26 protein-coding genes and 1 pseudogene are annotated in these 24,016 nt (G+C 58.5%); 19 read left to right on the top strand and 8 right to left on the bottom strand.

Features of this window, described 5'->3' with window-relative positions; all coding sequences use genetic code 11:
- Positions 1-116: 116 nt before the first annotated feature.
- From ACE10W_RS33730 to ACE10W_RS33720, 3 genes are all read right to left on the bottom strand, one after another.
- Positions 117-959, bottom strand: a complete 843-nt coding sequence (locus tag ACE10W_RS33730; protein ID WP_097532518.1) for a Crp/Fnr family transcriptional regulator — start codon at positions 957-959, stop codon at positions 117-119.
- Between the two features lie 269 nt (positions 960-1,228).
- The gene (locus ACE10W_RS33725; protein ID WP_028172960.1) at positions 1,229-1,666 is read right to left on the bottom strand and encodes a PaaI family thioesterase; all 438 of its coding nucleotides are present in this window, start codon (positions 1,664-1,666) and stop codon (positions 1,229-1,231) included.
- A 385-nt stretch (positions 1,667-2,051) separates the two neighbouring features.
- Complete coding sequence (locus ACE10W_RS33720; RefSeq protein ID WP_304548274.1) at positions 2,052-3,587, bottom strand: heme peroxidase family protein; 1,536 nt, start codon at positions 3,585-3,587, stop codon at positions 2,052-2,054.
- A gap of 110 nt (positions 3,588-3,697) precedes the next feature.
- Between ACE10W_RS33720 and ACE10W_RS33715 the strand changes: the two genes are divergently transcribed.
- Positions 3,698-3,922 (top strand): hypothetical protein, encoded by a 225-nt coding sequence (locus ACE10W_RS33715; RefSeq protein WP_131234199.1) that lies wholly within the window; start codon positions 3,698-3,700, stop codon positions 3,920-3,922.
- Here the strand turns inward: ACE10W_RS33715 and ACE10W_RS33710 are convergent.
- On the bottom strand, positions 3,916-4,149 hold the full coding sequence (locus ACE10W_RS33710) for a DUF3551 domain-containing protein (RefSeq protein WP_028172962.1): 234 nt from the start codon (positions 4,147-4,149) through the stop codon (positions 3,916-3,918). The genes ACE10W_RS33715 and ACE10W_RS33710 overlap by 7 nt on opposite strands.
- A 268-nt stretch (positions 4,150-4,417) precedes the next feature.
- On the opposite strand from ACE10W_RS33710, the gene ACE10W_RS33705 reads away from it, so the two are divergent.
- From ACE10W_RS33705 to ACE10W_RS33685, 5 genes are all read left to right on the top strand, one after another.
- Positions 4,418-4,756 carry a hypothetical protein gene (locus ACE10W_RS33705; RefSeq protein ID WP_304548273.1) on the top strand — a complete coding sequence of 113 codons (339 nt, stop codon included), beginning with the start codon at positions 4,418-4,420 and terminating at the stop codon, positions 4,754-4,756.
- 145 nt (positions 4,757-4,901) lie between these two features.
- Entirely contained in the window at positions 4,902-5,387 is a 486-nt protein-coding gene (locus ACE10W_RS33700) for a hypothetical protein (RefSeq protein WP_304548272.1), read from the top strand.
- Positions 5,388-5,484: 97 nt separating this feature from the next.
- Positions 5,485-5,973, top strand: coding sequence for a transcription elongation factor GreA (gene greA, locus ACE10W_RS33695; RefSeq protein ID WP_011089959.1), 489 nt, complete (start codon positions 5,485-5,487; stop codon positions 5,971-5,973).
- Positions 5,974-6,019: 46 nt separating this feature from the next.
- On the top strand, positions 6,020-6,697 hold the full coding sequence (locus tag ACE10W_RS33690) for a hypothetical protein (RefSeq protein ID WP_028172966.1): 678 nt from the start codon (positions 6,020-6,022) through the stop codon (positions 6,695-6,697).
- Between the two features lie 631 nt (positions 6,698-7,328).
- On the top strand, positions 7,329-8,660 hold the full coding sequence (locus ACE10W_RS33685; RefSeq protein ID WP_014492323.1) for an integrase arm-type DNA-binding domain-containing protein: 1,332 nt from the start codon (positions 7,329-7,331) through the stop codon (positions 8,658-8,660).
- Here ACE10W_RS33685 and ACE10W_RS33680 read toward each other — a convergent pair.
- Positions 8,605-8,970: a hypothetical protein gene (locus ACE10W_RS33680; protein ID WP_014492324.1), complete on the bottom strand. Its 366-nt coding sequence runs from the start codon at positions 8,968-8,970 to the stop codon at positions 8,605-8,607. The genes ACE10W_RS33685 and ACE10W_RS33680 overlap by 56 nt on opposite strands.
- Positions 8,971-9,288: 318 nt before the next feature.
- On the opposite strand from ACE10W_RS33680, the gene ACE10W_RS33675 reads away from it, so the two are divergent.
- The 6 genes from ACE10W_RS33675 (at position 9,289) to ACE10W_RS33650 (ending at position 13,803) form a co-directional block, all read left to right on the top strand.
- A complete protein-coding gene (locus ACE10W_RS33675; protein WP_074077759.1) occupies positions 9,289-9,660 on the top strand; it encodes a hypothetical protein in 372 nt (123 codons plus the stop codon).
- Positions 9,623-10,348, top strand: coding sequence for an integrase (locus ACE10W_RS33670; protein ID WP_011089949.1), 726 nt, complete (start codon positions 9,623-9,625; stop codon positions 10,346-10,348). The genes ACE10W_RS33675 and ACE10W_RS33670 overlap by 38 nt, the downstream gene beginning before the upstream one ends.
- A gap of 30 nt (positions 10,349-10,378) precedes the next feature.
- Positions 10,379-10,525 (top strand): hypothetical protein, encoded by a 147-nt coding sequence (locus tag ACE10W_RS33665; protein ID WP_018641673.1) that lies wholly within the window; start codon positions 10,379-10,381, stop codon positions 10,523-10,525.
- 270 nt (positions 10,526-10,795) lie between these two features.
- Positions 10,796-11,767 carry an ABC-three component system protein gene (locus ACE10W_RS33660; protein WP_018641672.1) on the top strand — a complete coding sequence of 324 codons (972 nt, stop codon included), beginning with the start codon at positions 10,796-10,798 and terminating at the stop codon, positions 11,765-11,767.
- 25 nt (positions 11,768-11,792) lie between these two features.
- Entirely contained in the window at positions 11,793-11,993 is a 201-nt protein-coding gene (locus ACE10W_RS33655) for an ABC-three component system middle component 8 (RefSeq protein ID WP_131234200.1), read from the top strand.
- A gap of 1 nt (position 11,994) precedes the next feature.
- A complete protein-coding gene (locus ACE10W_RS33650) occupies positions 11,995-13,803 on the top strand; it encodes a DUF2326 domain-containing protein (protein WP_018641670.1) in 1,809 nt (602 codons plus the stop codon).
- On the opposite strand, the gene ACE10W_RS33645 is transcribed toward ACE10W_RS33650, so the two are convergent.
- Positions 13,800-14,993, bottom strand: a complete 1,194-nt coding sequence (locus ACE10W_RS33645; protein WP_028159538.1) for a hypothetical protein — start codon at positions 14,991-14,993, stop codon at positions 13,800-13,802. The genes ACE10W_RS33650 and ACE10W_RS33645 overlap by 4 nt on opposite strands.
- 13 nt (positions 14,994-15,006) lie before the next feature.
- On the bottom strand, positions 15,007-16,587 hold the full coding sequence (locus ACE10W_RS33640; protein ID WP_304548271.1) for an alpha/beta hydrolase: 1,581 nt from the start codon (positions 16,585-16,587) through the stop codon (positions 15,007-15,009).
- Positions 16,588-17,151: 564 nt separating this feature from the next.
- On the opposite strand from ACE10W_RS33640, the gene ACE10W_RS33635 reads away from it, so the two are divergent.
- Together ACE10W_RS33635 and ACE10W_RS33630 are read left to right on the top strand one after the other, a co-directional pair.
- Positions 17,152-17,664: a DUF488 family protein gene (locus ACE10W_RS33635; RefSeq protein WP_018641667.1), complete on the top strand. Its 513-nt coding sequence runs from the start codon at positions 17,152-17,154 to the stop codon at positions 17,662-17,664.
- Between the two features lie 16 nt (positions 17,665-17,680).
- Entirely contained in the window at positions 17,681-18,409 is a 729-nt protein-coding gene (locus tag ACE10W_RS33630) for a hypothetical protein (protein WP_131234201.1), read from the top strand.
- A 576-nt stretch (positions 18,410-18,985) separates the two neighbouring features.
- Here ACE10W_RS33630 and ACE10W_RS33625 read toward each other — a convergent pair.
- A pseudogene (locus ACE10W_RS33625) lies at positions 18,986-20,315 on the bottom strand (IS5 family transposase).
- Between the two features lie 590 nt (positions 20,316-20,905).
- Between ACE10W_RS33625 and ACE10W_RS33620 the strand changes: the two are divergent.
- From ACE10W_RS33620 to ACE10W_RS33600, 5 genes are all read left to right on the top strand, one after another.
- Entirely contained in the window at positions 20,906-21,352 is a 447-nt protein-coding gene (locus tag ACE10W_RS33620; protein ID WP_035665968.1) for a Panacea domain-containing protein, read from the top strand.
- Between the two features lie 672 nt (positions 21,353-22,024).
- Positions 22,025-22,210 (top strand): hypothetical protein, encoded by a 186-nt coding sequence (locus ACE10W_RS33615; RefSeq protein ID WP_018641664.1) that lies wholly within the window; start codon positions 22,025-22,027, stop codon positions 22,208-22,210.
- Between the two features lie 222 nt (positions 22,211-22,432).
- Positions 22,433-22,876 (top strand): tol-pal system-associated acyl-CoA thioesterase, encoded by a 444-nt coding sequence (ybgC, locus tag ACE10W_RS33610; protein ID WP_011089947.1) that lies wholly within the window; start codon positions 22,433-22,435, stop codon positions 22,874-22,876.
- A 53-nt stretch (positions 22,877-22,929) separates the two neighbouring features.
- Positions 22,930-23,334: a YbgC/FadM family acyl-CoA thioesterase gene (locus ACE10W_RS33605; protein ID WP_028172967.1), complete on the top strand. Its 405-nt coding sequence runs from the start codon at positions 22,930-22,932 to the stop codon at positions 23,332-23,334.
- Positions 23,335-23,413: 79 nt separating this feature from the next.
- The gene (locus ACE10W_RS33600) at positions 23,414-23,881 is read left to right on the top strand and encodes a nuclear transport factor 2 family protein (RefSeq protein WP_011089945.1); all 468 of its coding nucleotides are present in this window, start codon (positions 23,414-23,416) and stop codon (positions 23,879-23,881) included.
- Positions 23,882-24,016 lie beyond the last annotated feature (135 nt).

The raw sequence follows: 24,016 nt of genomic DNA, 5'->3' as shown, positions 1-24,016 counted from the left end.
GCAGCACTCGGCCCCGACGGCCGCTTTTGACCCCGAGCGGACGTCGTTGCCTCGCGAGACCTGCACCGCGTCGCGACAGTTCTGTCACCAATAGTGGAGCAATCAAGAGCCAAGTTTTAAGCCGTGCCATCCGCGGCTGGGGTCTGTCGCGCCGCTTTCTCCTGCGCGAGAGTTGCTTCCAGCCGCGAGATGTTTTCCTGGAGGCGCTGGTTGTTTTCCAGCAGACGCTGACTGGTGAGGAGGAGGATGTAGTAGCCGAATTGCTGATTACTTTGAAAGTAGATTTCAAGCAACCTTTCATAAGTTATAGTCAGGACTTGTCCGTCTTCTATGCACTCGACCGTTCCGGTTCGTCGCTTATCGGGCGCAAGGAAGCCAAGTTCTCCCATGAGACGCCCTGGGGGAAGCTCGACGCCGATTTCTTTGACGAGAAACTTCCCGGTGACGGTGAGAAACATTTCGGCCGCCGCATCACCCTTCCTAAATAATCGGTCGCCATGGCGATATCTGCGTTCGGTCATGAACGGTTTGAGCCATTCCATCGACATGTCACCTTGCGTCGCGTTACGTGCCTTCTTAACGAGCCTGAGCAGTTGACGGAGACGAAGGGCATTGACCGGCAGCAACAGCAGATAAAGCAGAAAGGTGGCGACGCTTCCGGAAAGCGCGCCAAAGGTTGCGAAGAATGCACAGCCGACCATATTCGCGACCCGCAGCGGCACCATTCTCTGCATCAGCAAGGTAGCGACAAAGAAGATTGCGCCGACCAAGGCAAACATGTTGGCGAGCGTGATGTTGGCCAACACAATTTCCAGCAGCCGATCAAACAGTGCGTCGTAGGTGATGTTGTTGGGATCAAGCCCCATTTGAACGAGAATCTTTGCAATCCTGAGATTATCTGCCGCCGTATCAAGGATGCGGTTTAGTATCGTGGAAAGATCTGCACTGATGGGCTCCATTGGATCATCTCTCACAAAGCGGTCAGTATCCCCCGAATATATCCCGGATATTGATGATCGAGGGGCGATATTGAAGGCGCTTTTTGTTGCGGCGCATGAGTCCGAAAGTGGCCCTTAGCCGAAGGTCGATTGAGCGCGTGTCATGTCGGATGTCGGGGGCAAACCGGACGCCGATCTTACTTGGCGTCCCCCGCTGCTTTTGACCCGTTGCGGACCTAGATCGATCTGAAAGCTCTTTCAGGCCGGTTGTGTGGTGCGAGCATTAACGGCTAACGGGGATGAGTGTCACCCTTATGCTTCGGCACTGCGCGAAACGTGGCGTTCGCCCGAGCGATTACACTGTCGTCGGCCTTGATTAGACTTTGCGCGAAGCAGATCGTTCTGCCGGTTTTGATCACCTCACTGTCCACGGTGAGCCATTGCCCGATCTGCGCGATGCCGGTGAAGTCGACCACAAGAGTGATCGTCGCCAGCGACGATGCCCAGCCAATCGCCTGCGCGCAGCTATAGCCCATCGCGTTGTCAGCTAGCGCGGAGATCAGCCCGCCATGAACGTTGCCACGTGCATTGGTGTGCGGCTTGGCCAGCCGTAATCCGATGATCACGGCTTTGTCCGTCTGCTTCGAATAGAGCGGTTCCCAAGGATCGGTGAAAGGGCTCTTACGGAAGTGCGGTTCGAAACCTTCGGGGATACCGGTGCTGTTCATGGTCATGCGCGAGCTCCTTTCTTGGCGAAAACCTGTGCCATTCGCTGACGAACCGCAAGAAACAATCGTACCCGTGGTTCGGCATCCAAGTGCCGCCCAAGAAAGGTGGTTTCCACTGCCGACGAGGTGATCAAACAAAGCGTAGCTCGCTGCGGTGCATAAGTCCGGAATTGGCCCAAGGCCGAACTGGTGGCGTGTCGGTCTCGATGTCGCCTTCTGAGAGCAAACCGGACGTGACGAGTTTATGAGGACACGCCCGAGAGCTGACTGATCTTCAGCTCACTCTATGCGCGTTAGGAATCCGGTCGCTTCTCCCCGTCGCGTGCGATGACAAAAGGCCGCTCGCGTGATGCGGGCGGCCCTCGCGTCATTGTCCGTGGCAAGCTCAGTGCAGCGGATCGCCCTGGCCGAGTGCGTAGGCCACGAGGTCCTTCAGCGCGAAGCCGGAGCCGGTCACCGGCGTCCATTGCGGGTCCTGCGACAGCACGGAGGAATTGTCGCCGAACATCATGCCCAGGAAGACCTCGGCGACGATGCGGCCGCCGACGGGACCGAGCTGTGGCGTCTTGACGGTGCCGGGGCCGCCCGTGACGGGGATCGGGACGTCGGCTGGGGACTGCCGCGCCTCGGCCAGGATGTAGGTCCAGAGCGGACAGTTGCCGGCGAACACGCCGTTCGCGATGGTTGCGATCCCGGTTTGTGGATCGCCTGCGCCGGGCTCGTCCACGGCCTTGCCGATGATGATCTGATCGTCCGTCAGCGGCGTCAAATTCATCGCCCTGGCGACCGCCTGGCCCGAGGGCAGGCCGAGCCGCCAGCTGCGTTCGAGATTGCGCAGCGCCAGCGACGACGGATTGGACGCGACTTCCGGCGGCAATTTGCGCAGCGGATCCACCAGCGAGGCATCGATGCGATAGGCGAACTGAAGTCGCTTCTTGTTGTCGGGATTGGTGTCGTCGTCCTCGACGCCATAGGGGCGCGTGTCCAGATCGATGAAGCGGCCCCAGTCCATGGCGCGGCCCGGGCCCATGGCGCGGAAGCCGGTCAGCGCGTTCTTGTCGGGATTGTGGGGGTCGGGGAAGATCTGCAACAGCATATTGCCCGCATCGTTCAGCCGATAGCCGGGGCGGATCATGGAGTGGCCGAGACGGTAGGCCGCAACCGAGAACTCGACCGGCATGAACGGATAGGTCTTCCAGCGATAGTGGGCGAGCTTGCTGCGGTCGTATTGGCCCGCGGTCTTCAGCTCATCCAGCACGTCGGCCTTGACGATGCGCGGCAGGAAGTCGTTCAGCACGACGTACTGATAGTGGAAGCGGACGCGCTGCTGCACCTCTTCGAACGACAGGCTGTCATTGTCGTCGACCATGCGGTTGTGAAAGCGCAGCATCAGCGCCTGGAACTGCGAGACGATGCTGTTCTCGTCGTTGCGGGGATCGCCGATCAGCGCGCGGCCCTTGAAGCGCGGCAGGTCGCTGGCATCGGGCACGCCCGCGCCGGTCAGCTTCTCGCCGAGGCGGAACTTGATGCCGTCGTACATGTAGGGCTGGTCGTTCGGACCGCGGCCGTAGAGATTGTCCAGATCGAGCGCCGGCGTGCGGAAGTCGACGAGCCCGTCGGGATCCTGCTGCTTGGTCAGCGAACTGACGGGATCGAACGTGATGTCGTGGTCGATGAACTGGCCGAAATAGGTGTAGAGCGCGGGAATGCCGCTCTCCTCCGCGTCCGGTCCGTCCTTCGGCCCATCGAAATCGGCGACCATCTTGTCGGCCAGCGCCGAAAGGTTCGCGACATTGTCGGCGTCGTTGTGGCCGAATTTCGCCGGGGCGAGCTTGCGGAACATGCGGCCGAAGCGGCCTTGCGAAAGCGACGAACGCGTTGCGTTCAGGCCGCGCGGAGTGATGCTGTGGCGGCTGCTCATAAATGACCTCCCTGGAAAATCGCGATGGAAACAGATCGAGCTGAAGTTGTTCGCGCTGGAATATGCAGGCTAGGCTAGACCACGCCCGCCGAAAGCGAGATAGATCACAATTGTCAGGCATCGACGATTTCTGGGGGGAGGGAGCGTTGCGGACAAGCTGCGGCAGGGCTTTGCAAATTTTTCCCAAAACGATGACGGATAACATTCTCGTCATCGACGGGCGCAAGCTGCTTGGCGCAGCGTCGGTTCGCCGGGCCATCGGCGCAGTGGACCGTCTTCTCGTAAAATTGTGGCGGCGCGCGCGTCATGCGCGCACGCCGCAAATTCGTCAGTAATAGCGCTGCTGCGAGAACGCGTAGCGCGGGTTGACGCCGCAATAGGCCGACGTGCCGGAGGCGGTGGCCTGGCACTGCTGATAGGTCGCGAACTGGCAGTTGCCGGGATAGCCCCAGATGCGGCCTTGCAGGCAATATCTGTCGTTGGCGGCGTGGGCCTGGGCCGCCGGGAATGTCGCGGCAATCAAGGCCGCGAACGATGCGAGAGTGAGGATGGTGCGACGCATTTCAGTCTCCCTTTGGGAACGGTTGGATGTGGAACACCAGCTCGAACCGCGTGTTCCGGGACTTGCCCGACACTTTGTCGTGCTTGTCTTGGTGTCCGCAGTGGGCGCTGCGTTCGACGTGCGTCTATGATGAGGCAAGCCGCGGCGAGTAATGTGATCTCGGCCACAGTTCGCGGCCGGGTTCCGGCCTACCGTCGGCGGACGTGCCCACGTTGCTCCCGAAGGCCTACGCTTTGCCTCATTCGGGTCAGTTATTTTGGAGGTTCTGATGCAAAGGTCATATTTGCTGGCTGCGACAGCAGCGCTGGCGCTTCTCATGCAAACGCCGCTCGCGCTGGCGCAGAGCGCTCCAGCCGCCGGCGGGACCCCGGCGCCTGCGGCGACGACCGCCGCCCCGGCCGCGTCGACGACAACGCCGAGCGCGACCACCGACACGCCAGGCCAGCCGTCCGACTCCAAGAAGAGCGCATCGAAGAAGCCGGCGAAGAAGAAGATGACGCGGCAGCAGGAGATCGATCATTCGGTCGACACCGGCACGGTGCCCGCGCGCTATCGCAGCTCGGTGCCCAGGCAGTACCAGCAATATATTCCGTTCGAGAAGCAGTGACGGATCGCACGGCAGCGCGGCGCAATTGGACGCGCGCGCCGCCGGTGCAACACGGAGGCGGCCCTGGCCAGCGGGAGGCGGACCACACATACGTTGTGGCGATCTGCCGGAGCAGTGCTAGAGTAGGCCAAAGCCGGGGGACGTAATGAGTGACGACGTGAAGGATGCTGGCCTTGTGGCCATGATCAGCAGCATCCTGGGAGGCAACAAGCGCGCAGACGTCGTCGCACCGCCGCCGCTCACCGAGGGTCCACCGACAGCGCCGACGGATGGATTTGAGCCGGTCGAGGCGTCCATCCCCGAAGCGGCACCGGCCAAGCCCGACAATGCGTCCAATGCCGAGCCTGCGGGCGCCAAGCCGGCCGAACCGCCCGCGAAGGTCGCCACGACGCCGGATGGCAAGCGATTGCTGCCCGCGGAAGCGATTGCCGATCTCGTGCTCGGCGAGCTGCGCAAGCTGGACGACTTTCCCGCGTCCGGCGTCTCGGTCACGGTCTACGGCTACCGGCATTGGAACGCGATGATCACCTTCGCGCCATTCTCGACCACGTTCCAGAACGCGACGCGGTTCCGCCAGGCCATGCCGGACCTCGTCTTCAAGCTGCGCCGTTTCGTCCAGCTTGAGATATAGTCCGGGCAATCGCCCGTGAGGTGCGGACGCGCGATCCCCGGGGATTGCGGCGCGAACGCACCGCCGTTAGCCAAAGCAGTACGACAGGATTTACGAATTGAGCGTCGCCTTTACCAAGGAAGAAAGCGCCGAAACCGCGTCCGAGACGCTGTTGCCGGATCGGCCGATCTCGCCTCATCCGAACCTCGTGACCGAAGCGGGCTTGCAGGCCTTGCAGACGCAGCTTCAAGAGGCGCGCGAGGCCTATGAGGCCGCGCAAGCCATCGACGACGTCAACGAGAAGCGCCGGCAGTCCGCGGTCCCCCTGCGCGACGCGCGCTATCTGACGGAACGGCTGCGCACCGCGCAGGTCATTCCCACCCCGGCCTCGACCGACACCGTCGCCTTCGGCAGCACGGTCACCTTCAGCCGCCCTGATGGCCGCGTACAGACCTATCGCATCGTCGGCGAGGACGAAGCCGATCCGAAGGCCGGCTCGATCTCGTTCGTCTCGCCGGTCGCGAGGTCGCTGATCGGGAAGGCGGTGGGAGACGTCGTGGGAGCGGGCACGCAGGAGATCGAGATTCTGTCGATCGGATCGTGCTGATATCGATGGTCTGTGCTGTGCCCGCGCAACAAAGCCCGATGGTTGGATGAGACGGTTTCTGTCGGGAGCGTTGCCGTTCTACGCGCTGGCTGGACTAGCCATGTGCATGTACCTCGTCCTGTACAAGACTGATCTCTTCGACTTGAACGCCATTGTCCAGGATGCGACCGGGTCACCGTGGTTTCCGGTCTTCATGTTCGTCTGCGTGCTGCTGGAGTCGGTCTTCCCGTATTTTGGCTATTTTCCCGGGACCGCCCTCATCCTGATGTCCGTGGCGCTCAATCCGAAGCCTGCGGATGTCTCCGTCTTTATCGTGGCGTGGCTGGCCATCATCGTGGGTGCCGTCCTGAGTTACGGACAGGCTCGTTTTTTCAGACCGCTGTTGCAGCGGGTTGCCTCAAAAGCGGCACTGCGCCGGTGTGAGTCCCTGCTCGACGCCTACGGTCCCTACGCGCGCGTTGCCTTGTTCGTTCACCCCAACGCGTGCGCGATGTATTTCACGGCACTCGGACTGCTCGGCCGTAACCTGACGCGAGAGATCGTCCATCTTTGCGTGGGTGCAGCGGCCTCCGTGGGCGTTCTGTTCGTCGTCGTGACCAGACTTGTATCGTCGGTAGGCGCCACCGATGATGGCGAATTGCAGCTGCTGCTGGCGGCAGCGCTGGTCGCCATCGGGACCCTCGTAGGCCTCTACGCGGCCTTGCGGCCGGCTCGGGCCGCTTGAAGCTTGCGTGCGCGTGAACCGGCGCGGTCTCGTCCCTTGCTCCGTCATTGCGAGCGCAGCGAAGCAATCCAGAGTCTTTCCGCGGAGGGATATTGGAATTGCTTCGCTGCGCTCGCAATGACGGGCTCAGGAACTCTCTCCTCGAATGCTGCCATCATGCCCCTGTCTTGCCCGACGGAGCAAGTCGATTCGGAAAAGGCGTAATCCATTGATCCGACTGATGTCGGCTACTGTGCATGGGGTTGTTTTCGACATTTTTGATTTGGGCGGGTGACGATAGCCGCCAGGCGTCGGGGATCGTCAGCAACCGGCAGGGTTCAGGAGGATGGATGGTGGGCGCACAAGGGATCGAACCTTGGACCTCTCCCGTGTGAACCACAATCCGTAGACCCGAGCTAACCAAATCCGGCCATAGTTGAGGTGTAAAAACTCCTTAAATTAATGAGAGTTATGGCCTACTGCGGCTATAAGAGCCCATACCTGACCTTACTACATTTTGTATGCCCCCGTTGTGCCCGCCGCGGATATTCCCTTGGGGCACACAAACGGGGGAGGTCTGAGACCCGGTTCTGTTCGAGGCTCACCGCCCTTCTTGCGGGGCACACTGGGGCACAGAGAGAGGGAAGGAATCATGACGGAGCCGGCCAACCAGCTGACACTCACCGATGCGGTGATCCGCAACGCAACGCTGCCGCCGGGTAAGGCGCAGCATTATCTCCACGACGACAAGCTGCCCGGCCTCGCCTTGCGCATGCGCGCCACCGGCGGCCGGACCTGGGTCTACCTCTTCACCAAGCCGGGGGTGAGGGGGACCCAGCGCAAGACCCTCGGCGCGTGGCCCAAATATAATGAGAAGGCCGCCCGCAAGGCCGCCACCATCGCCGCAGGCGAAGTCGTCAAGGGCTTGGACCCGAACGACGCGAAGCGCGAGGCGAGGCGGCAACAGGCAGCCGAGAAGCAGCGCACCACGCTCGCGACCCTCATTGTTGAAGATGGTCCTTACCAGACGTCTATGACCGAACGTCAAGTCGTCAACTGGAAGCCAGCAATGTCGGCGCTGCGGCGCGGGCTCAAGGATCACGCCGAGAGCGGCGTGGGGGACCTGACGCGACGGCAGATCATGGCTGCGGTCGATAAGATTGCCAAGACCGGCAAGCGTGGTGCAGCCAAGGACTTGCGCAAGCACGTGCATACTTTGCTCGAATGGTGCGTCGGTGAGGGCTATGTCGAGCACAACGTGCTCGCCGGCTATCGCGCGCCCAAGGAAACCCGCGCGCAAAGGGTCGGACGCCGAACGAAGGGCCGCGCGCTGACCGATGAGGAAATCATCAAAGTCTGGGATGCATCCGGCAAGCTCGGGGCTTTTGGTCTCCTGGCTCGCATGTGCCTGCTCGGTGGCCCGCGCCGCAGCGAGCCTACCATGATCGAGTGGCGAAAGCACATCATGGATGACCGTATCACCTTCGATGCGGCGTGGACCAAGATGGGCCTGCACCACGACGTGCCGCGCACCCACCTCGCAAACGAGGTGCTCGCGGCCGCCAAACACTTCCAGCGCGCAACGTCCGACTATGTCTTCCCGTCACCAAAGACCGGCGGCCAGATGTCCGGGTTCACCAAGATGGTCAACCGCCTGGTCAAGGAAGCGGGTGTTGCCAAGTTTACCATGCATGACCTAAGGCGCAGCTTACGAACCGTCATGTCTCGCTGCGGCTACGACAACGAAATCCAGCGGCTGTGTGTCGGGCAAAGGCCAAGCGGAATCGATCAGGTCTACAATCACGACGAACAGTGGATCATCCGCAAAATGGCGTTCGAAGCGGCTCACGACTACATTGCGGAGTTGGTCGGCGCGAAACGGGTCGGCAAAATCGTGCGCCTGCAGCGGACGAATCCGCTTGACCCGATCAAGGCCGAGCTCCTCGGCCGTCTCCGTGAGCATTATGCGGCTGAGGCATCTTAGTGGTCTTATCGCACTTGGCCAGATAGTCGCGTACCGCATCGACACGATAGAGGGGGCGGCCATCGACGTAGCGCCATTTCAGCGGGTGGCTCGGATTGCGCCGCCACTGCTCCAACGCGCCGGGCGTACGCCGGATGACCGCGGCCGCCTCAAATGCCGTCAAATTAGAGCTGCCCGGCAGCGTATCGATATCGAACGTCGCGGGCGGCGGCATGCCACGGTTCTTGCGACGGCGATTCGCCCGCGGTATTTTGCTGGAACCTGCCGACCCAAATGCCTCGATCCCAATCTTTTCGTCTTTGCCGCGCATGCCTCCGCCCCGAACCATGATCGGTCTGGGCAATAAGATCGTAGGCTGCTCCGGCAAGAAAGAAACCAAGTGCGCAGGTATGGTTGCTGGGTAGCTGTGGCGTACAAATAGGACGAACCGGTTCCAGCCCGGCAGACCTTCGGCCTCATAACCTGAAGGTCATAGGTTCAAATCTATCCCCGCAACCAAATTTCTGATGTAATACAACGGGTTGGGCGAAAGCCTAACCCTTTAATTTTTCGTAAATGGCCTAGCACGCGCCTAGCACAAAATTCGACTTTTTGGTTGCCTGCGCTAAAATGCACGTGGAGGTGCATGATGGCCAGGCACGAGCTTCTAGGTGGTCTGATTCAGGTATACCGGCGAAACGGCCGGTATTGGCACTGTTCGGCCTCCATCGACGGCCGCCAACACCGCAGCACGACCGGAGAGGAAGATCTCTCCCTCGCCAAGCAGTTTGCGGAGGACTCGTTTATCGGTCTTCGTGGGAAGGCGCGGGCGGGGCTGTTGGTGAATGAGAAGACCTTTCGCCAAGCCGCTGACCAATTCCTGAAAGAGTATGAGGTGATCACCGAGGGCCAGCGCAGCGAGCGCTGGGTCCAGGGTTACGAGATCAGGCTTCGCCTGCACCTGTTGCCGTTCTTCAGGCAAGGTGCAGGAATATCGCCTGCACCGGATCGCAACGTCTAAGACCGGCAAGGCGCCCGCGCGCAGCACTATCCACGACGAGGTCGTGACGTTGCGGCAGGTGTTGAAGACTGCCATTCGCCATGAATGGCTCGCGCACCTGCCGGACTTCTCTCCTCCTTATAAGACTTCGGGGAAGGTGGTGCATCGGCCGTGGTTCAGCCCCGAGGAATACAAGCAGCTCTACGAAACCACGCGGGCGCACGCGAAGGCCAGCCAGATCCACCACCGTTGGAGTGCCGAGCAATTGCATGATTACGTCCTGTTCTTGGCCAACACCGGCTTGCGGCCGGATGAGGCCAAGAACCTCCAGCATCGCGACGTGACCATTGTTGAGGACGAACGTAGCGGCGAGCGCATCCTGGAAATCGAGGTGCGCGGCAAGCGGGGCGTCGGCTACTGCAAGAGCATGCCGAGCGCGGTGCGACCCTATGAGCGGCTGCTAGGCCGCGCGAAATACGTGAAGCAGGGCAGAGCGCGGGTGCGGGCGAAGCTGCCGCCCTCTAACGAGCCGCCGCAGTTGCCCAAGCCGACCGACCACGTGTTTCCGGGCAATCACATCAAGATGTTCAATGCCCTGCTTGATAGGAGCGAGTTGAAGCTGGATCGGGATGGCAATCGGCGGACCGCATACAGCCTGCGGCATACCTACATCTGCATGCGCCTGATGGAAGGGGCGGACAGCTACTAGATAGCGAAGAACTGCCGAACCTCAGTGGAGATGATCGAGAAGTTCTATGCGGCGCACATCAAGAACAGGCTCGATGCTTCCGCCATCAATGTGCGTCAGGCCAAGCCCGCTCCTCGCAGGCAGTTGAGTGAGGTCTACCAAGCGCCGGTTGATCCTGAGGCGCAGGATTTTGTCTGAACCTAAATCAACATAAAGAAGCGCCGAAACCGCTGGTGGAGGCTCTAAATTCTTACTGGGCCGAAGGGCCCGATCTTTCTTACGAACCCGTTTAGCGGTTCGCCTTTGGCGCGCAGGCGCTCTCCCCTTGATCTTGAAGGCGATATTACGTCAGTATTGCAACCACTGCGTTATCCACATTGATTCCCTACTGGTACGCGTGGGCAGCACTGGAGCCCAAATTCGCGTCACGTTGCTGGTCACTCAATTCTATTTGGAACAAGGTTATATATGCGCCGCGATTACCGCCTTTACGAACTTAGCGAGAGCGAATTTGAAGAGCTTGTCGTCAAGATCTGCGTGAAGTGGCTCGGGGAAGGCGTCACACCGTTCGCGCCAGGCCGCGACGGAGGTCGTGACGGAAAATTCAATGGCAAGGCTGAGTGCTTTCCCAGTACCACGCAGCCTTTGGAGGGGGATGTCGTACTCCAGGCGAAGCACGTCGCCGTATTCGACAAGTCGTGCTCGGATAAGGACTTTGAGCGGCTCCTGAAAAAGGAGCATGCCAAAATCAAACGGCTGGGGAAGAAAGGATTGTGTGACCACTACATGGTCTTCACCAACCGCCGCTATACCGGCGGCGCCGACGAGAAGCTGATAGCTGGTCTTATGGCGCTTGGCGTGAAGAGTGCTCATATCATCGGGATCGAACGCTTGAATACTGCGCTGGATGATATGCAGCAACTCCGAGAGTGGCTGCCGAACAGGAAGGACACAATCCCATTCCGGTTTGAGCCTGACGACCTCATTGAGGTTATCGGTGCCGTTCACGACTATGCTGATGGCTCGGTGATGAGCGCCTTCAACAGCGCGCGCGACTTTGAGAAGCTCAAGCTGCGAGAAGAGAAAAACAAGATCAACGGACTTTCAGATGACTACTATAACCAGGTCATCGTGAATAACTCATTCCCGCACTTTTCGCGGATAGACCATTTCTTGAGCAATCCACGGAATACGGAGATTGCCGCTCTCTATCACGATAGCGCTGACGAGCTGAAGCAAAAGATTTTGGCCGCGCGCCCGCAGTTTGAAACCTTTGATAGCGTCTTTGCTTTTCTAATTGAGGAGATTCAAAAGAAACGTGTCGCTTTGAAGGGCAAGCGGCGTATGATCAGCGTGATGCTTCACTACATGTATGCCAACTGCGACATCGGATCGAAAAAACTTCCAACAACACCGATGACCGACAATGCTCACGCCTAGAAAACACCTCAACTTGGATGTCTCCGTGCTGCGAATCGCGGCCATCATGCTCCGTGAGCTTAAGAAGCGCGGCGTGATGGAGTTCGAGCGTCTGCGGGGCATTGTCATCAGGCGCGTCGGCGGGGATGGAGAAATCACATTTTTGCCTGCACTAAGCTTCCTATACCTGATGGGCAAGATTGAATATCACGCAAAAAACGACGTCATAGAGTACAGGGCGAACTGACATGCAGATCAGTCGCATTTACTCCAATAAGGATGACCTCTTTCATCCGATAGATTTCAATTTCGGCAAGCATGCTGATCGTCTCAATGTCATTTTTGGCGATGTTAAGAAGCCTAAGGACAAGAAGCGCGACTCCCACAACCTCGGCAAGACCACCCTTCTTCATCTTATCGAATTTCTAATGCTCAAGGGCACCGCTCCGGAGCAGTTTCTGGTCAAGCATCAAGACCGCTTTGCTGGCTATCAGTTTTTTATCGAGGTAGCCCTAAACTCAGGTGAGTTTGCTACCATTCGACGGGGTGCGGACAACCCCAACAAAGTTGCTCTGACAAAGCACGCCGAGAGCGGCAGGCGGTTGGTTGACCTGCCTGACGACCAATGGGATCACGCCGAGCTGAGTCGCGAGGAGGCCGTCAAGCTGCTGGACGGCTGGCTCGACTTGAAGGTCCTAAAGCCATACGACTACCGAATGGCCATCACGTATTTCTTGAGGGCCCAAGGTGATTTCAGCGATGAGCTTCAGTTACAGAAGTTCCAAATGGGTAAGGACGCACACTGGAAGCCGTTCGTTGCTCACCTCTTCGGCTTTAGTGAATCGCCGGTGCAGCGCAAGTACGAGCTTGACGACTCCATCGGCGCGCTGAAGCAGCGCCAGGCTGAACAGGCGGCAGAAGTCCAGTACCGGGAAGAGGACCTTCCAAAGCTCCAGGCGCAAATCTCTGTCTTGCGGCAGCAGGTGGAAGAACTTGAGGCTCAGCTTGACGCCTTTGAGTTCGACGCTGAAGAGCGCCGTATCATGAAAAACCTCGTCGATGAGGTTGAGGGTGAAATCTCAGATATCAACGAGCGCCTCTACAACATCAACTACGATGTTAGGCAGATTGATGTGGCGATGGAGCATAAGGACCGGTTCGATCTGGACGAGGTCGCAACCATATTCTCCGAATCCAATATTTTGTTCGCCGGTCAGGTGAAGAAGCAATACGAAGACCTGGTGGACTTCAATAAGAAGGTCACTCGCGAACGAAACGCCGCCTTGAGAACCCGCAGGACAACGCTCGACAAGGAGCGGGTGGAGCTAGAGTCTCGCAAGACCAGCTTGGATCAACGGCGCGAGCAGCAACTTCGAGTTCTGCGCAGCACAGACACGTTTGATAAGTTCAAAACCTTGCAGCGCGAACTCTCCGAGCAGAAAGCGCAACTTGTCTATCTCGATGAGCAACGCAAGAAGCTTGAAGTGGTGGCGGCCACCGCGCTGCAGGTGCGTGAGAGCGAGCGGGAGCGGGGCAGAGTAGTCGATGAAATCAAGGCGATGGTTGCTAGGCCGACGCCGATCTATGAAAACTTCAGCCGCGTCTTCAACGCTTACTGTCAGCGAGTGCTTAGTCACGAGGGCATTTTCTACTTCCATGTAAACTCAAACGGTAATTTCGATTACACCATCGGTCTCGGGACCCCAGGGCAAACCGGGAAGACGTCCAGCCAGGGAGAGGGGACCAGCTACAAAAAGCTGGTTTGCGCACTTTTCGACTTGGCGCTGCTAAAGGTTTATGAGGACGTTGGTTTCTTCCACTTCGTGTACCATGACGGTATCTTTGAAGCTCTTGATGATCGAAAAAAACTCGCACTGTTGGAGGTCGTACGCGAGCAAACTAGTACGATGAAGATCCAGTATATAATGACGCTGATCGCTTCGGACCTCCCGCGTATTGATGAGAAATCCCCACCGACGTTCGCAGAGGACGAGGTCGTGCTCCGCTTACACGACGATGGGGCCGATGGGCGCTTGTTCAAGATGGCCGAGTTCTAGTAATCTCCCGCTATAGAGCTAAGCTCCGTGTCCGGTGGATATTGGTACCAGTAGGGTATGGGAGCTGATCGACCATCCCCCATCTCTTGTTCAAGACTTTCTTTAGTTAGCGGAACAAGTCTTTCACTCACATGGAGATCATAGTTTCCGCTCCATATGGTGCATGGAATGGCGCCCCTTATATCTCCCGCGTCGAAGACAAACTGCGAAGCCATTTCTCCTTCTCCGATATAAACCATGCGCATCAACATTGGAGCCCGGAATTCAATCCTGGCCTGCTGAAGCTCAGGACTCTCCTCTGGTAACAAGGAGGCTTCCAGCTTCGTCAGGGGATCTCTGTCATCAGCGCGAAGCGGCCTGTCATCTTGAAGGCCGAAGTCTGGTGTTGACGGCTTCTCTGGCTCCTTGACCCCGACAGTCAGATCGTCGATCGGTCTGCCTTTCTTGAACACAAGATAATTTCTGCAGGCTTGAAGAAAGCCGGATCGCCGCGGCCAGGGAACGCGAATCTTTTCGAGATCGACGTTCCATTTGATTGCGTCCGCAACGGTATCGATTGATAGGAACTCATGGGGCTCTTTCAGGAGGATCTCAACGGCAAGGTGAGGCGGAAGCCGAGGACCAAGAACACGCAGCATTTCTCGAACTGCTTTTCTGCCTTCGGCAAACGTTCCCGGTCGCCGCCGTTGGGGATGCGGAGAATGAAAAAAGACAAATCCTCCAGGCTGCAGAATTCGGTGGTTGGTCACGTCCGAATATGGAACGCGGCTCTCGCCTGCCAGGAAGATAAACGCGCATGCGGACACACAGGAGCTTCCCTTCTTGACCACCGTCGCTATCCCATCCTCTCTAACAGCCGCGGCGATCTTTAAGGCCGCAGAGAGTTCGCCTCCGTTCTTGCTGTCCAATTCGAGCCGAATCTGCAAATAGCTGGGACCTGATATCTCGTAAATAAGATCCGGATTGTCTTTCTCGAACAGGGCTTTTTTTGCCGCTGCCAGTTTTTTCAGGAAGATGTCTCCATCTTCCGTCTCGATAAAGCCGGTCAAAGAGATGGTGATCGCGCCCACTGCGTCGGGCGCTCGATCCGGAAATGTGACGTCTATTGTCGCGGCTCTGACCACCGCGGACGTGATCAGCAGACTACCAACAACGAAGCCACGAAGCAGATTCCACGAGAATATGCGCATGGCCGCTTTCCCACTACGGAGCGAACTCCCAGTATTTGGGCGGCGGCGGGTTGGCCGGTACCGGTATGATCTGCCGAAGCCGCTTGTTTGGTGGCCGTACACCATCGAGCAGCAATCCCATGTCATCGATCAATGACCTGTTGGTGGCGAACGTGTCATGGTTCAGTCCAAACAACTCGTCGCCCATTCTGGTGACGTCGATTGAATCAATTCCCGGCAACGTTAGCGGCTTACCATACACATATCCCGCTCGCGGCACGTTTCTTGCCGCCTTCATAGATGCCAGAAGTGTCTTGTCTGAAGCCGATGCATACAACGTCACACCAGTGAGCAGCCCCTGAACGCCTGGAACGAACCGCATAAACTGGTCCTTATCGACGTCCGGCGCGGCCAGAATCCATTCACCGAACTTCTTACTGTCCTGAGAGGACGCTTGGCCTCGAAGCGCATTCAGCACAAGATAGTTGCCCATACTGTGGGCCACAATATTTACCCGCCTTATCCCAAGCTCATCACGAAGCAATCGGAGAAGCTCTAGAAAGCTATCGCTGTCAGTCAGGGCGCTATCTCGATCGTAGAGATAAGACCGCGCCAAATCGAGCGGGTTTCTCGCGTTACCCCAAGAAGGCCACGAGTACAAAACAGGCAAGCCCTTGTACTGGAGATCCCAGAAGACCTGAGCGGCTCTATATACGGCATCGTCAAAAGTGTTGTTGAAGCCGTGTACAAACACGAGCGCTTCGGTAGTGCGCGCCGCCTTAGCCGTATCAGACCACGTAGGCTTTCCGATAACGCCTTGCCTAGAAATTACAAAGTGCTTTCCAGGATCGAGTTTCTCTTCATAAGTTCCGATGAGTGCCTCGCGGATTTTCGGGACCCGTACGTTCCCCATCTTGTGGTCGTCCGGAATCCTAACACGAAGACCGCCGAATGTGATGGTTGTGCCTCGCTTTTCGCTAAACGACTTCTGCTCACGTGCTCTCGTCGTCGCAAACAAAAAGTCGATCATGCGCGGATCAGGATCTGGGCCTGTCGCTAACGCGGCACCTGCACTAACCATTGGCTCTTCCCGCAGATTACTCCCAAATGCGAGATTTGGTCGGTTACTTTCGAAGATTCGAAAGTCGATTCGGAAAGCGAAGGCGTCTATCAGGCCGACCTCCGTATTGTAGCCGATGAGATAATAGCTCCGTTGGCCTCCAGCGGCGACAACTGCGCCCGGATCACCGCGCAGCAGGTCATGAGTCAGCTCTACTTCAAAAAAGTACCTTGGTTTCACGTACCCGCTGGCAATGACTGAGGCTTTTCGGGGCAAGGACAAGTCTTGGACTTGTTCGGAAAGCTTGTCGCCATTCACCGACAGATGCTCGAATATCTTTGACTCAAGAACCGGCCTGAAAGCAGTTAAGTCATTGGATCCAAAGGCCAAGAAGATATCCGTTGCAACCTGCACAGGATCTGCTGCACCCAAGTCGGGACTTTGACTTCCTTGGGTCGCAAGGGCCAGAGGCGCGGGCGCCTGCGGCCATGCCGGTGAACACACGAGGTAAAAAAAACTCAATACGGCTAAAACCGGAATACGGCACTTGATCATGATGGCCTCGAAGCGATTTTTGAGAGACCCGGAATTCCCGGACGATCAATGCGAGTGAGGCCAATTTTGCTCTATGGGAGACCGGTTGTATATCTCTCTATAAACAATCTTTTTCCTGGCTATATCTCTCCCAAGCGTTTTCTGCGATTGCGAGATGTTCCTTGCGGACGGCACTCGGCCCCGCATCCCGCCTTCGGCGCCGCTATACTGTTGCTCCTCTCCAGCAGCTCGAGGGTGAGCACGTCCGCCCCGGTACTCCCCACGTCATTGTAGCCACCTGCCCCATACCAGGGAGCGAACAGCCACCGACCGCGGAAACCGTCCAGGGTTGGTTGAGGGACGGCCTCGCGCATGTCGCATTTAGAGGGCACGCGGTGCTCTACGATGGCGGGAGGCGCCACCCTCTCACTGTCGAAGAATGGCAGGAGCAGCACTGCCGAGCCGCCGAAGGGCCGTCCCTGCATTGATGTCGACCAGCATGGCATCTATGGGCATGCGGCAATCATCCTCACGGGTTGTCAACCTTTGGCGAACATGGTGGAAGCACTGTAGGAGAGCACGCACATGACGACACTTTTCACCGTTGGATACGAAGGTTGCAAGCCATCCGACCTGTTCGCGAGCCTTCAGAAAAATGGCGTCAAGCTGCTGATCGACGTCCGAGACGTGCCGATTTCGCGCAAACCGGGCTTCTCGAAAACTGCCCTTGCGCAGGGATTGGATAAAGCCGGTATCCAATATCTGCACCTTAAGGGGCTTGGCGATCCGAAGCCCGGGCGGACGGCCGCCCGGGAGGGCCGGTTTTCTGATTTCCGCCGAATATTCGCGGCACACATGATGACTACTGCGGCGCAGCAAGCTTTAACTGATGCTCTCTCGGCCGCCTCGAAATCCGTTGCATGTTTGCTTTGCTTTGAACAGGATCACACCAATTGCCACCGCTGCATCGTCGCTGATTCGATGGTGAGGCGCGGTAAGTTTAAGCTTGTTCATTTGAGCGCAGCACCGTTAGCCGGTCACAAAGTGCCGAGGGGCCGAATTTCCTCCGATGACAGGACACCCGCCCACATGGGGTAGCACCGAGGCAATAGTGATGGTGAAGGCGGCGCCGCAGGTCGGCCGACGTCATGGTGAAACGGTCTGCTGTGCTGGGATCGATCTATACGGCAATTGGCTCAGATTGTATCCGGTGTCCTTTCGAACGCTCGAGCAGTCGAAAAAATTTGGCCGCTGGGATCGAATAAGGTTCAACTGGCGACTGCCTAACGATGATAGGCGGGTCGAGAGCCGCCGAGTGGATCAGCAGTCAATCGAGATTGTCGGCAAGCTGAAGAAATCGGAGCGAGCGGCGTTTCTTGCAAAGGCCGTCGTGACAAGCTTGGCGCGGGAACGCGAGGCCGGCAGAAGCTTTGCGCTTCTCAGGCCCGAGATCATTGCATTCAAGATCGAAAAAAAGGATGCAGCAGAAGTCAAAGTGGAAAAAGAGCTATTCGATTCAATCCGCGCGCAAGATGACCTTTTCGCGAAGCAAGTGACCAACAACTACAATCCCTGTCCGTATAATTTCAAATATCGCTACCGAACTGACGACGGTATTCGCGAAGGTACGTGTCAGGATTGGGAAATCGAGGCCACGTATCATAATTGGTCGCGCGACTATGGTGATCAGCGAGCGCTTTCCGACATGGAGCGAGTGTTCGGGAAAGAGTATCCGGAGAAAGGAATGCTCTTGGCGATGGGTACCCACTCACTCCATCAAGACACATGGCTCATCAACGGAGTGGTGCGCCAAGACGATATTGACCAAGGTTCAATGTTTTAACTCACTCTTGGATTCGACATCGGCCTGACCTCATGGTTGTATGGCCAATGGCACCTTCGGCACACGCACGCCACGCTACTGAGGGGGCAACCCTTCTAGCGTTTATTGCATTCCGCGTAGTAGCCACCGTTGTCTTGGATCCACAGCATGCCTCCATTCGAACCGGTAGCCTTGTTGGCCACATACTGATCGCGACAAGTCAGCATTCGAGCTTGTCCGGGTTCCTCCGACGAGTAGCTGGGCGAAACGTCCTTTGGGAAGACGACCGGTGAGCGGAACGTTTGTGGGCTGACCGGGGGTGCGGCCGGCGGCTTGCTCTCGACAGGGGTTACCGGTTGACCCCATGCCGAAAAGGCGGATGCAAAGACGTCCGCGCCTGACGGTCCCTTCTCGATCGCTAAAATGGCACGGCGCTGCGTCTTGTATTGGAGCGGCATGTCGAACCAAGAGCGGTCGTTCAGCAGCTGTAGTTCCGGGAGCGGTCGGCATCGACGTTTGACAGTCCGACGAGGAAAAAGCCGTCGGTGACTTTGACAGCTAATCCGTCGTTCGTGAAGAACGTCCCTGAGCACCGTTTTACGCAAGGTGTGGTTGCGATAGGTGGCGACAGAGTATCCATAACAGGCCGCATAAAAGTTCGGTGAGCCAGCGGCGGAGCAGGCTGAAGTTGTAGCCGGCGGCGGCGAGCACGGCGTTGGTGCGGTCGCCGTCGCGACCCTTGAGATGGTTACGGCGCATTCGGTGGTCGTCCTTGAGATGGCCGATCACAGGCTCGACGGCGGCGCGACGCCGCATCTCGCGGCGGATGGCTTTGGTGACACGGCGAACCTGGCCGCTGATCCAGACCTTGAATCGGTCAGGATAGTTGTGGCCGCGGTAGCCCTTGTCGCCGTGGATGCGGCGCGCTGCAACACCAGTGAGCTTTTCGAGGTCGGCGATGACGGGACCGAGCGTGTGGCCGTCATAGGGATTGCCGTGCAGGGCCTTGGCATGCAGTACGAACTGCCCGCCTTTGGGCGCGGTGGCAGGCGTGGCAATCGAGACTTTGCAGCCAAATTCGTAAGGTGCCCGGGCCTTGCCTTTGCCGATGCACTCCACCTCGGGGGCGTGCAACGAGTAGACCTTGGGACCGCGCTGACGCTGCTCTTGATGGCGAACCCGGTGGGCGAGATCGAGCAGCGGACCAAAGCGATCCTCAAGCGCAGGGTCGCCCTCGATCTTGCGTCTGATGTCACGGATGATGCGGCCAAGCCGGGTGCGCAGGAATTTGAGCTCTCGCCGGGCACGCTTGAACTGGTGGGCATGCGTGTAGCGTCCCACCATGATGGCGGCGCGCCTGGCCACGCGCAGATAGCTTTGGCGCAGTTCGACGCTCTCGCGTTTGGCCAAACCGACCAGCTTCTCGATCGCCCGGTGCATGAGCCGCGCATCGCTCGGATGCGCGATCGACTTCTCCTGTACGGTGGTATCCACAACGAGCCGCTCGAGATCTTTGGTCTCGATTGCCCCAGTTCGATGCGCCACCGAGAGGCTTTCTTGCAACAGCGCGGCGATCTGCTCCTCACCCAGCCGCTGGCGCCAGCGGGTCAGCGACGAGCGATCGAATGGCAAGTCGTGCCGGAACACCACCTCGCCGCAGAAATACTGAAAATACGGGTTCTCGACCCCCGCACAGCGCCTCGTCAGAGAGATTGTGCATGTGCTTGAGGATGAATAGTCCGGCTACCAATCGTGTCGGCAACGGTGGCTGCCCCGGACCGAGGCGACAGACCGAACTGAAGCGTCCCGCCAGGAAGTCCCAATCGATCTCCGCCGCCAGACGCACCAACGGATGGCGAAGGTTGATGATCTTCTCCAGAGATGGACGAAACAGATCGTCCTGACGATCGTCGCGCGGATGGCTCATGGGTTCTCCCCAACAGCGAATCTCGCCGTCAAAGGAATCACGAAGCCGCCCAATCCGGAATCCAAAAACGCAAGAAAACCAGGACCTACCCACGGCTTTCTTGCAAAATCGAATACTTGCTCGCGTCAAATCACTGCGACAGATCAATCGCTTCCGAATTCTTCACGGGCGACTAATCCGGCCAGCGGGGTCGCAGTCAGCGTCTTTAAGAACCCAAGAAGCCATAGGAACGTTGACTTGTCGAATCCGAAAGGGCGGCCGAGATGTTGATAATCGCCAGCCACCTCCTGCGGATCGTGAGCAGCCGGCGAGGTCAGTCGGATTTCTAGCGATGCCCTCTCCCCGGCAATGCCTGAGAAGCCTACGCGCGGAATTGGCGTCAGAGCTAGTTTCGCTCAAATAGGCCAGAAAATGAAACATCTACCAAAAGGTTAACGCGCCCCGGCGCCGGCCCCCCGACTTGAGGCGGCCGCGAATCAGTCTTTGCGTTGCCGTGCCGCAGCTCCAATTGAACGTCTTGACAAAGCACGACTTTAGATTCCGTGACCGCCGAGTCGCGATATGATATGGTCTTCGTCATAGAGGCCAAGATGAACATTCAGGATGCTTGCGACTACATCATTGTGAGGCTTACGGAGGACGGCGGATTTCTGAACGTCCTGAAGTTGCACAAATTGCTTTACTACTGCCAGGCTTGGAGCCTGGCCTTTGGTCGTGGTCCGCTGTTTCCTCAAAACAGTTTTCAGGCCTGGGTTCATGGGCCCCTAAGCCGCGCCGTCTATGACCGGTTCGTTCAGACGAAGGCGATGTATTCGTCGGTCGGGCTTCCTGATGTCCGGCAAGGTTTTGATCCGATGGGCCTGACTGAGGCTGACCGCGCCTTTATCAACTCCGTGCTCGAGGTCTACGCCCCGCTTTCCGGCGACCAACTCGAGGAAATGACACACCGAGAAGAGCCGTGGATCGAGGCCCGTGCTGGAGTCTCGGCGTCATCAGCGACTTGGGTGAGCTCCTTGAAGCAACGATCGATAGCCTGACATAGAGTCGGAGTTACCCGGCCCGCAGGCCAGTGATCCGATACGTCCAGGAGCGCTTCGCCGCGGAGACAGGGGGGAGATTTTCAAAGCGTATCGCATACGAGCTGAAGGAACGTAACTGCTTGGGCGGGACTGAAACTGATGCCGAGGCGTCCTTCTGACCGACAACGCGACAAGTGGCTTCCCGACAGTCCGTGAGGATTACTTGGAAAAAGATGGTGGCCAAGGCGTCGTTGGTCGTTCGCTACAGTCCCGCTCAGGATAAGGTCTCCCATCCCGTAGCTGGCCGGCCCGAGCTTTACTTCGCTCAACGTGAGATCGGCCTCCTTGATCGCCGTAGCGGCAAAGTACTCTTGAGCTTGTGCGAGCGAGCTCGGCGCGGACCTCCTTGCCGGATTTCCAGCCTATGTTGTAACGCTTGGTCGTGGATCGAGCAGCTTCAAGAACAGCGATTGCGGCATCTGTGAAGCCGCCGCTGGTCCAGAGCTCGAAATGAACTTGAGACGAGTTGAGGCGCTCTTCTGCTTTTGTCGCCTTGTAGACCCTTCTGGACCAAGATCGGCGCGCGGCCTGGCAACAGGACGGCAAGGGCTTCAACATCCAGTTGAGCTGCCTGCCATTGAACGGCCGCCTCGTGGTTCGCGAACCCAAGGCCGACGCGGAGGCGGGGCAATGAGCCCAGCCGCCACGCGGGGCTACGACGTCGGCTTCAAAAGCTGGATGACATACGAAACCCTCGTGCTCGCCAGCAGCGAGCACGAGGCCATCGCCAAGGGCAAGGCCATTTACGGCCTCGCCGGCCTCGGCGATTTTTCGTTCAGCGATTGCGGCGAAGGACTGGCTCGCCTAGGTTCATGAGCCGGAGGCGCATTCATGAACGTCGTCCTCAAGCCGGGTACGCGTTGACGATAGATCTCCGACATATTCATCCGAAGTCGATGGCAGCAGCGCGACGCCTGCCGCATTCAGGCGGTTGCCTCAGCTTCCGGCAGCAGGAGCCAAGCTCAAGACGATTGCTCAGAAAACCGCCTCTGTGCAAGACCATGGGTCCCTGTACGCGCAATAAGAGGAAACCGCGCTGTGACACTCTCTCTTGACGGCGAAATTCGAGACGGACGGCATTACATGCAGGTCCGCGTCTATTTCGAAGATACCGATTCCGGCCAGATTGTTTATCACGCGAATTTTTTGCGTTTCATGGAACGTGGCAGAACGAATTACTTGCGCCTGCTCGGCACCAATCAGCAAGCGCTGCTCGAGGAAACGCGGAACGATGCGCCGGGCTTCGCCTTCGTTGTCCGTTCGATGACAATCGATTTTCTAAAACCGGCAGTCTTGGACGACCTGCTTGACATTGTCACGGTCCCGCAAGAGGTGAGAGGCGCGTCGATTGCCTTGCTGCAGGAGTGCAGGCGCGGGGGTGATCTCTTGGTCTCGGCGCGTGTACGGGTCGCGTTTATCTCAGGCGGAAAAGCGCAGCGCATCCCAAAGGCTCTGAGGCTTGCTATGGAAGAGCACAGATAAATCTGCCTTTCGTTCACGCTTTAACGCTCCAGCGACCCAATGAAATCAATGCGTTGGCCTTTTGTTGCGATATCGTCAAGTCAGAGTTTTCCGGCATCGTCTATCACGCCAATTATCTGCGCTTCATGGAGCGTGGGCGCACCAATCATCTGCGGCTGATGGGCGCCGAGCAGCAGGCGCTGTTCGAGCAGCCCGAAACGGAGGATTCCGGCTTCGCCTTCGTGGTGCGCTCGATGCACCTGGATTTCCTCAAGCCCGCGCGGATGGACGACGTGCTCGACGTCGTGACCTGGCCGATCGCGGTGAAAGGCGCCTCCATCATGCTCGCACAGGAGGTCCGGCGCGGCGAGGACGTGCTGGTCAAGGCCGAAGTGCGCGTCGCCTTCATCAGCGGCGGCCGTGCCCAGCCGATCCCGAAGTCGATCCGCACGCTGATGAAGGCTGATCTGATTTCGTGATCGCCCGATTGGTGATGGCCACTCGACTCCGCCGGCTGCGGCGATAGATTTGCGGCCCCGACCAACCGATGAGGCCACCATGTCGCGTCCGCCGCTTCCCCCCTTTACCCGCGAGACCGCTGCGCAAAAGGCCCGCATGGCCGAGGACGCCTGGAATTCGCGCGATCCGGTACGTGTCTCGCTCGCCTATACCGAGGACAGCCGCTGGCGTAACCGCTCCGAGGTGTTCCAGGGCCGCGAGGCCATCGTCGCCTTCCTCACCCGCAAATGGGAGAAGGAGCACGACTACCGCCTGATCAAGGACCTCTGGGCCTTCGACGGCAACCGCATCGCGGTGCGCTTCCAGTACGAATGGCACGACGCGAGCGGCCAGTGGTATCGCTCCTACGGCAACGAGCAATGGGAGTTCGACGAGCACGGCCTGATGAAGCGGCGCGAGGCGTCGATCAACGACATCATGATTGCAGAGAAGGACCGCCGGTTTCATTGGCCCGCGCCGGGGCCGCGGCCGGCGGATGTGGCGGGGTTGGGGACGGATCCGTTCTGAAGCGCTTCCTCTCCTCTCCCCGTTCTTACGGGGCCGCGACGAGATTCGCTCGCGCTGAGAGGGTCGGGGTGAGGGGCTGCTTCAGCAAATTCGATGGCAGACGGACTCGCGGAGAGTCCCCCTCACCCGGATTGC

This window comes from Bradyrhizobium sp. B025, assembly GCF_042257955.1.
Classification (GTDB): domain Bacteria; phylum Pseudomonadota; class Alphaproteobacteria; order Rhizobiales; family Xanthobacteraceae; genus Bradyrhizobium; species Bradyrhizobium diazoefficiens.
This window is presented reverse-complemented; position numbering and strand designations above follow the sequence as displayed.

Coding starts and splice junctions, on each gene's coding strand:
- ACE10W_RS33730 (WP_097532518.1), bottom strand. CDS start 959: ATGGAGCCCATCAGTGCAGATCTTTCCACGATACTAAACCGCATCCTT.
- ACE10W_RS33725 (WP_028172960.1), bottom strand. CDS start 1,666: ATGAACAGCACCGGTATCCCCGAAGGTTTCGAACCGCACTTCCGTAAG.
- ACE10W_RS33720 (WP_304548274.1), bottom strand. CDS start 3,587: ATGAGCAGCCGCCACAGCATCACTCCGCGCGGCCTGAACGCAACGCGT.
- ACE10W_RS33710 (WP_028172962.1), bottom strand. CDS start 4,149: ATGCGTCGCACCATCCTCACTCTCGCATCGTTCGCGGCCTTGATTGCC.
- ACE10W_RS33705 (WP_304548273.1), top strand. CDS start 4,418: ATGCAAAGGTCATATTTGCTGGCTGCGACAGCAGCGCTGGCGCTTCTC.
- ACE10W_RS33700 (WP_304548272.1), top strand. CDS start 4,902: ATGAGTGACGACGTGAAGGATGCTGGCCTTGTGGCCATGATCAGCAGC.
- ACE10W_RS33690 (WP_028172966.1), top strand. CDS start 6,020: ATGAGACGGTTTCTGTCGGGAGCGTTGCCGTTCTACGCGCTGGCTGGA.
- ACE10W_RS33685 (WP_014492323.1), top strand. CDS start 7,329: ATGACGGAGCCGGCCAACCAGCTGACACTCACCGATGCGGTGATCCGC.
- ACE10W_RS33680 (WP_014492324.1), bottom strand. CDS start 8,970: ATGCGCGGCAAAGACGAAAAGATTGGGATCGAGGCATTTGGGTCGGCA.
- ACE10W_RS33675 (WP_074077759.1), top strand. CDS start 9,289: ATGGCCAGGCACGAGCTTCTAGGTGGTCTGATTCAGGTATACCGGCGA.
- ACE10W_RS33665 (WP_018641673.1), top strand. CDS start 10,379: ATGATCGAGAAGTTCTATGCGGCGCACATCAAGAACAGGCTCGATGCT.
- ACE10W_RS33660 (WP_018641672.1), top strand. CDS start 10,796: ATGCGCCGCGATTACCGCCTTTACGAACTTAGCGAGAGCGAATTTGAA.
- ACE10W_RS33650 (WP_018641670.1), top strand. CDS start 11,995: ATGCAGATCAGTCGCATTTACTCCAATAAGGATGACCTCTTTCATCCG.
- ACE10W_RS33645 (WP_028159538.1), bottom strand. CDS start 14,993: ATGCGCATATTCTCGTGGAATCTGCTTCGTGGCTTCGTTGTTGGTAGT.
- ACE10W_RS33640 (WP_304548271.1), bottom strand. CDS start 16,587: ATGATCAAGTGCCGTATTCCGGTTTTAGCCGTATTGAGTTTTTTTTAC.
- ACE10W_RS33635 (WP_018641667.1), top strand. CDS start 17,152: ATGACGACACTTTTCACCGTTGGATACGAAGGTTGCAAGCCATCCGAC.
- ACE10W_RS33630 (WP_131234201.1), top strand. CDS start 17,681: ATGGTGAAGGCGGCGCCGCAGGTCGGCCGACGTCATGGTGAAACGGTC.
- ACE10W_RS33620 (WP_035665968.1), top strand. CDS start 20,906: ATGAACATTCAGGATGCTTGCGACTACATCATTGTGAGGCTTACGGAG.
- ACE10W_RS33615 (WP_018641664.1), top strand. CDS start 22,025: ATGAGCCCAGCCGCCACGCGGGGCTACGACGTCGGCTTCAAAAGCTGG.
- ACE10W_RS33600 (WP_011089945.1), top strand. CDS start 23,414: ATGTCGCGTCCGCCGCTTCCCCCCTTTACCCGCGAGACCGCTGCGCAA.